The sequence below is a fragment of the Anaerophaga thermohalophila str. Valhall genome (assembly GCF_000250735.1).
Lineage (GTDB): Bacteria > Bacteroidota > Bacteroidia > Bacteroidales > Marinilabiliaceae > Anaerophaga > Anaerophaga thermohalophila_A.
Window position 1 is genome coordinate 1 of the sequence record NZ_AHZV01000131.1, and the last position, 7,791, is coordinate 7,791.

The 7,791-nt window shown below is 42.3% G+C and carries 4 protein-coding genes; 3 read left to right on the top strand and 1 reads right to left on the bottom strand.

Annotation, left to right across the window (positions count from 1 at the left end; all coding sequences use genetic code 11):
* Positions 1-164 precede the first annotated feature (164 nt).
* The 3 genes from OQ5_RS0106920 (at position 165) to OQ5_RS0106930 (ending at position 5,799) form a co-directional block, all read left to right on the top strand.
* Positions 165-2,741, top strand: coding sequence for a glycosyl hydrolase 115 family protein (locus tag OQ5_RS0106920; protein ID WP_085931014.1), 2,577 nt, complete (start codon positions 165-167; stop codon positions 2,739-2,741).
* Positions 2,742-2,830: 89 nt separating this feature from the next.
* Positions 2,831-3,700 carry a sialate O-acetylesterase gene (locus OQ5_RS20480; RefSeq protein ID WP_218054509.1) on the top strand — a complete coding sequence of 290 codons (870 nt, stop codon included), beginning with the start codon at positions 2,831-2,833 and terminating at the stop codon, positions 3,698-3,700.
* A 197-nt stretch (positions 3,701-3,897) separates the two neighbouring features.
* On the top strand, positions 3,898-5,799 hold the full coding sequence (locus OQ5_RS0106930; protein ID WP_255297424.1) for a glycoside hydrolase family 97 protein: 1,902 nt from the start codon (positions 3,898-3,900) through the stop codon (positions 5,797-5,799).
* 352 nt (positions 5,800-6,151) lie between these two features.
* On the opposite strand, the gene OQ5_RS0106935 is transcribed toward OQ5_RS0106930, so the two are convergent.
* Positions 6,152-7,177, bottom strand: coding sequence for a LacI family DNA-binding transcriptional regulator (locus OQ5_RS0106935; protein ID WP_016776786.1), 1,026 nt, complete (start codon positions 7,175-7,177; stop codon positions 6,152-6,154).
* Between the last annotated feature and the right edge of the window lie 614 nt (positions 7,178-7,791).

Consider the following 7,791-nt stretch of genomic DNA (forward strand, 5'->3'; position numbering starts at 1 on the left):
TCGCAAAAATTTTTTACAATATGTGTGTCTGTTCAGAAAGTACCAGTTGCAAGGCTTGCGAAGCCGCCAAAACCGGAGTTTACTTTTCGTAAATGAGGATTTTGGCGGCGAGCATAACACAGCAAATGGTACTTTATGGACAGGCACTAATTAACCATTTCATAATGAGGACAAAAATAAAGATTATTCGAACATCACTCATTCTGACACTATTTTGTATTAATGCTGTTTTTGCAAATGCAGCAAATGACACTAAATATATTTCAGAAGATAAGAGTGATGGAGATTTTGTTATTGCCGAAAAAGGAGAAGCAGCACAAATGCTGATTGATTCAAAGGATGATCCCGGTGTCATAAGGGCGTTTAACGACTTGCAGGATGATATCCTTAAAGTTACCGGTGTCAAGCCTGTACTAAACACAGATAAGGCTTCAGCGGCAAAAAATGTCATCATCGCGGGAACACTCGGTCAAAGTAAACTGATCGACAAACTTGTTTCCAAAAAGGTCATTGAGACCAATGAATTGAAGGGCAAGTGGGAAAAATTCATCATCAAAACCGTCAAAAATCCATTGCCGGGCATCGAAAAAGCTTTGGTAATTGCCGGTAGCGACCGAAGGGGAACCATCTATGGTATTTACGATCTGTCGGAACAAATGGGCGTTTCCCCCTGGTATTGGTGGGCCGATGTGCCGATAAAAAAGAAAGAAAACGTTTTCGTAAAACCCGGAACTTATACCGATGGAGAACCCGCCGTACAATACCGCGGAATATTTTTAAATGACGAAGCTCCAAGTCTTACCGGATGGGTAAAACACCGGTATGGAACCGATTATGGCGATCATCGCTTCTATACTCGCGTATTTGAATTGATACTCCGCCTGAAAGGAAACTTTCTGTGGCCGGCCATGTGGAGTTGGGCTTTCTATGCCGACGACCCGATGAACAGCAAGGTCGCCGATGAAATGGGGATAGTAATCGGAACTTCTCATCACGAACCTATGGCACGTAACCATAAGGAATGGGCCCGCAACCGTGATGAATATGGTGCCTGGAATTACTCAACCAACCAGGAAGTAATTGATGAATTCTTCCGCGAAGGAATTGAGCGTGTTAAAGATACTGAAGATCTTATCACCATTGGAATGCGCGGTGACGGCGATGAGGCCATGTCGGAAGAGACTAACGTGGAACTGCTGGAAAGAGTGGTAAAAAACCAGCGTAAAATCATTGAAGAGGTAACCGGCCGTCCTGCAGAGGAAACACCGCAGGTGTGGGCCCTGTACAAGGAAGTACTCGATTATTACGATAAGGGAATGCGTGTCCCCGATGATGTTATCATTCTGTTGGCTGACGACAACTGGGGCAATGTCAGGCGTTTGCCCAACGAAGAAGAGCTAAAACACACGGGAGGTTGGGGAATGTACTATCATTTTGATTATGTGGGGGCCCCACGAAACTCCAAATGGCTTAATGTAACCCCCATTCAGCATGCATGGGAGCAATTGCAGCTGACGTACGATTATGGTGTTGACAAATTATGGGTGGTAAATGTAGGTGATCTGAAACCCATGGAATATCCCATAACATTGTTTATGGACATGGCATGGGAACCTACCCGCTATCAAGCGGACAATCTGATGGAGCATCCCCGGGCATTTTGTGCACAGCAATTTGGTGAAGAGCAGGCCGACGAAGCTGCACGCATACTAAACCTTTACAGCAAGTACAACGGACGCGTAACACCGGAAATGCTCGACCGTCATACCTATAATCTTGAAACCGGCGAGTGGAAAAAGGTCTCTGATGAATACCTGAAACTGGAAGCAGAAGCCCTGCGTCAGTATTTAAGCCTGGAAACGGATTACAGGGATGCCTACAAACAACTCATTCTTTACCCCGTCCAGGCCATGGCGAATCTCTACGAAATGTATTACGCCCAGGCCATGAACCATAAGCTTTATGCCGAAAACAACCCACGTGCCAACTTCTGGGCCGAAAAAGTGGAAAAGGCTTTTGAAAGAGACAAGGCACTGAGTTACGACTACAACAACGTGATGTCCGGCGGAAAGTGGAAAAACATGATGTCGCAGAAAAAAATCGGCTATACTTCCTGGAACGACAACTTCCCGGCCGACAAACTTCCTGAAATACACCGCATTAAAAACCCGGAAAAAGCTGTTGGCAATTATGTTTTTTCTCCAAAAGATGGTTTTATTTCCATCGAAGCACCTCACTATTATAAACTGAAAGATGCCGAAAATGCAGAATGGACGGTAATCCCCCATGCAGGTCGAACATTGGGCGGAATAGCAGTAATGCCTTATTCCGAACCAGTGGATGGTGCTTCCATTTCATATAAAATGGAGTTACCTGAAGATGTGAGTTCTGTAAACGTTCATGTGGTGGTCAAATCTACCCTGGCATTTAAACGACTTGAAGGTCACAGATATAAAGTTGGCATTGACGGTGCGGAAGAGAAGGTTATCAACTTCAACAGGAACCTTAACGAAAAGCCCGAAAATATTTACACAGTGTTTTACCCGACAGTGGCCAGGCGTGTAATCGAGAAAAAAGTTGACCTGCAGGTTCCGGAAACTTCGGATGGAAAACATATTCTCACATTGACACCAATGGATCCGGGCATTGTATTCGAAAAAATTGTGGTTGATTTCGGTGGATATGAAGATTCCTATTTGTTTGGGAACGAATCCCCAAACAAAAGAGTTGTTAATCAATAACTATACAGTGTCGTACCATCTTTAGAAATCTAATCGGATAAAACTTTTGATTTTTGCAGATGGTACGACACTCCAAAAATTTTATACGGATGAAACTCATATCACTACTTTCCATCCTGACGCTGGCCACAATGCTTTCCTCATGTTCTGAAAAGCAAACCGACAAATCCGATTTCCAGGTATATCTCTGCTTCGGCCAGTCCAACATGGCAGGTGCTGCCAAAGCTGAAGCACAGGACTCTGTTGTCGATCCGCGTTTTAAGGTAATGAGCGCGATGGATTGCCCAGACCTGAACAGGGAAAAAGGCAAGTGGTACACAGCTACTCCTCCCCTGGCCGATTGTAATGCCGGGCTCTCCCCAGCCGATTATTTCGGAAGAACCATGGTGGAAAATCTCCCGAAAGACATCAAAGTCGGGGTTATCAACGTATCCGTCGGGGGATGTAAAATTGAACTGTTCGATAAAGACAATTATCAAACTTATGTGGATTCTGCACCAGACTGGATGCAAGGATGGATTGCTAATTATGGAGGAAATCCTTATGGTCGCTTAGTAGAATTGGCCAAACTGGCACAAAAAGACGGAGTCATCAAAGGCATTCTTTTGCATCAGGGAGAATCCAATCCCAATGATACCCTCTGGACACGTAAAGTTAAAGCCATTTATGACAACCTTATGAGCGACTTAAATTTGAATCCTCAAGAAGTACCTTTGCTGGCAGGTGAAACTTTAAGTGCTAAATATGGCGGAAAATGCGCGGCATTTAGTCAATTCATTAACCAACTTCCGGAAGTGCTAAGAAATTCGTATGTCATCTCATCCGAAGGATGTCCCGGACAACCCGATGGTTTGCATTTCACCGCCGAAGGATACAGGATATTGGGACAAAAGATATGGAGACAAGATGTTATCTGTATTGAAACGGTAGATTATCAAATTATTAGATTTAAAATTTAAGATAATTCATATAATACTGAAATATCTATCTGAAGAATTAACCAAAAACCTGACGTGGACAAGCCAGAACCAACAAAAAACATCAACATTCAGTATTCAATAGTTATAGTACCTCTATTGTCTGAAAATAAAACTTACATCATGGGTTATTCAAGAAAAAAGAAATTATCACATTTTTAACCATTTGCTGCTTCCTGTTGTCGACTGGTATTTCAGCGCAACAGGTTGCAAATACAGAAAGCCCCGACGGGCACCTAAAACTTAACGTGTCTGTTGAAAACGGAAGTCCCGTTTATTCAGTCTCTTATCAGGGAGAAGAAATTCTGGAGAACTCACCCCTTGGATTAATTACCAACGAAGGTGATTTTCATAGCAATATGAGTTTTGTTGAGTCTTCCACCGAAAAGATAAAAAAAGAATACGTTCAGGCAAAAATCAAGCACTCTTTCGTGAAATATGAAGCCAACACCCTGAAGTGCACATTCTCCAATGCCGAAGACAAACCGATATTTGTATTGTTTCAGGTGAGCAACAACAACATTGCATTTCGCTATGAACTGCCCAAATGGGGAGATACAAGAGTCTGCGTGGTAGAAAAAGAAACAACCGGCTATCGGTTTCCTGATAACACCAAATCCTTCCTTTCTCCAATGATGCGTCCTATGGAGGGATTTGCGCGTACTTCCCCCAGTTACGAAAGCGGATATGAAACGGATGTTCCGATTGACAGCAATTTATCGAATGAAGGATATGTTTTCCCGGGCCTTTTCAGGGTAGACGACAATGGTTGGGTGCTGCTTTCAGAAACCGGTGTCAGAAGCCTCTATTGTGCCTCTCATCTAAGCAAATACAACAATGGTTTGTTTTCGGTTGACTATCCCAATCCGGCCCAGAACAACGGGTTTGGGAGTTCAGGTGCCCAGTTGGGGCTTCCGGGAGTGACCCCGTGGAGAACCATTACTGTAGGCAAAACTTTACAACCAATCGTGGAAACCACCATCCCATGGGACGTAGTAGACCCGCTTTATGAGCCATCCCGGGATTACCACTTCGGACGCAGTACCTGGAGCTGGATCATCTGGCAGGACAACAGTATGAATTATTCCGATCAGGTCAAATATATTGATCTGGCTGCGGCCATGGATTTCGAATATATTCTGATAGACGCATGGTGGGACACCAATATCGGATACGAAAGAATGGAAGAGCTTATCAATTATGCAGCCGGCAAAGATGTAGGTGTATTCTTGTGGTACAATTCAAATGGCTCCGCCAACGATGCATTCCAGACTCCGTTGAATAAAATGAACACTTCCATAGCCCGCAAAAAAGAAATGAAATGGCTGAAAGAAGTCGGGGTGAAAGGTCTGAAAGTGGATTTTCTGGGTGGTGACAAGCAGGAAACCATGCGTCTTTATGAAAACATTTTGTCCGATGCCAATGATTATGGCCTCATGGTAAACTTCCACGGCGCTACTCTTCCCCGTGGCTGGGAACGGATGTTTCCTAATTTTATTGGTTGTGAAGCCGTGCTTGCCTCTGAAATGCTTGTTTTCGTACAGGATGTACGAGAAAAAGAAGCCGTCTACGCTGCCCTCCATCCCTTTATCCGTAATTCAGTAGCGAGTATGGAGTTTGGAGGCGTTATCCTGAATAAGTATCTGAACAAAGGAAACAAAGAAGGACAGAAAAGATTGACTACGGATGTATTTCAACTGGCAACAGGTGTACTTTTTCAAAATCCTGTTCAGTTTTTTGCACTCACCCCAAACAACCTGACCGATGTCCCGGCTTTTGAACTGGAGTTTTTACGAAACATTCCAACCACCTGGGATGAAACTCGTTTCATAGACGGTTACCCGGGTAAATACAGCGTCCTTGCCCGTCGCAAAGGCCTCCAGTGGTACATTGCCGGTGTAAATGCTGAAGAAGAAGCAAAAAAGTTATCACTTAAACTGCCCACGCTGGCAGGACAAAAAGTAACTTTGTATAACGACAAAAGAGATGGCACTCCTTATATGGAAACCGCTGAAATACCGGAAAACGGAGTAATGAATATCACTGTACAACCCAATGGAGGCTTTGTATTGAAAAAATAAAAAGGAAAACTTCACGAGGGTGTCTAAAGAAAATAATTCTTAGATACCCTCGTGGTCATGCTCCCTACACTTACCTCTCTGCACTTTGCCCTCTGCACTTTGCCCTCTGCCCTTACCTCTCTGCCCTTACCTCTCTGCCCTTAGCCCTCTGCTCCATACTTCTGCCTTTTAAACTTCTGCCTGTCGACAAATTATCCCTTATTCACCATTGACTAAAAACTGCTAACTAAATTACTTATATTCTAACGATATGTGAGTATGGTATAAAAAGGTATATTTATGTCAAAATCAAGGCAATAAGGACGCTTTTCAGACCGAACTCTTGAAATAAAAATCATACGAATAAATCAGGTTAACGAGGCTGTCCCTTCAACACAGAAGATTCTCTAACTTTCAGCTCAGTTTTCAGTATCACCATTTGAGGCATTCTGCCGCGTTCTGTTTGATCTATAAAAAGCCTGGCAGCACTTTCTCCAATCTGAAAGGTGGGATGAACTATCGAGGTAAGTTCAGGTGTCACCACAGTTGCATGAAATTCATCAGTAAAGCCAACCAATCCAATATCATTGGGTACTTCCAGATTATGTTTTCTTATTTCCTTCATAGCAGCAAAAACAACAAAATCATTGATCCCGTAAACAGCATCCGGTCTATTTGACAAACTTAATAACCTGTTCATCGCTGCCCTTGCAGAATCGGTACTAAGATCACATTTTACCAACAACTCGGGATCAATTTGTAGATTACAATCATTCAATCCGTCATAGTAACCTGCAATTCGCTCTTTCGAAATGTTTAAATAATCCGGCCCGGAAATAAAAGCAACCCTTCGATAACCCTGCTGATAAAAATGATGAACAACTTTCCGTGAGGCCTCCCTGTTATCCACAGTGACACATGAAACTTCATTTTCAAGGCAGGTCCGATCGAAAAAAACCAATGGAATATTTCTTTTTAGTAAACCCTTAAAATGATCATAACTTGTTGTCTGTTTGCTCAAACAAACAATAAACCCTTCAACCCTTGCCTTTAAAAGATTTTCAACCGATTCAATTTCCTTCTGGGTAGATTCGTTCGAACTGGATATCAAAACAAAATAACCGTTCTCCCTTGCTACACTCTCTATCCCGGCAATAATTGACGCATAAAAATGAGTGATGATATCAGGTATAATTACGCCAATCATCCTGGTTTCCTGCTTGAGAAGTCCCATGGCCAGCGGATTGGGAGAGTAATGTCGCATCTCTGCCAATTCCTTCACACGTTGTCGCATCTCAAAACTAATATCGGGATGGTCTTTCAATGCCCGAGAAACGGTTGATACTGAAACATTCAACTCTTCAGCCAAATCTTTTAAGGATACATATTTCTTGTCCATAAAAACTAAACTTCAGCACGTTAGAATACAGTTACTCAGTCACTCATGCCACCAGCAAATTACAATGGAAGTGGGTGCTGTTATGGTGCTGTTATTCAAAGAAGTCTGTCTTTTTTCAAACTCCGGGAACATCCAGTTATATCTGTATAAAGAAAGAATTAAGCACGATCTGATTTCTGATATTTCATAAAAGGGGCATGACAAAGATAACAATTTTTAAAAGTTGTTCAAGAAACCAGGTGCTATAAGAAAAAAGCATGACAAAGATTGCCATAAATTGTCCCTGTCTGCTCCGGTAATTTGGGAATTATTTGTGAACAAAAACATAACATGAATAAAACAATACTCCGTTAAACTTTTGTATAAATTGCAAACCAAATGTTCCACAAACAGAATATGTATAAATGCTTGCATGCGAGTTCCATTAGGCCAAAAATTTAAGTAGGGGCTGCTGAAAAGGTCAGCAACCCTATTTAGTGCTTGTCCACAAACTCGCAAAAATTTTTACAATATGTGTGTCTGTTCAGAAATAGCTCTTTCATTGTTTTTCAGCAAGTCCTAAGTAAATTATATACTAATGAATCATCTTATATCTTACATATTATATCACTGCT

Bases quoted from the DNA above. Each gene is read 5' to 3' on its own strand.
- OQ5_RS0106920 (WP_085931014.1), top strand. From the start codon at position 165: ATGAGGACAAAAATAAAGATTATTCGAACATCACTCATTCTGACACTA.
- OQ5_RS20480 (WP_218054509.1), top strand. From the start codon at position 2,831: ATGAAACTCATATCACTACTTTCCATCCTGACGCTGGCCACAATGCTT.
- OQ5_RS0106935 (WP_016776786.1), bottom strand. From the start codon at position 7,177: ATGGACAAGAAATATGTATCCTTAAAAGATTTGGCTGAAGAGTTGAAT.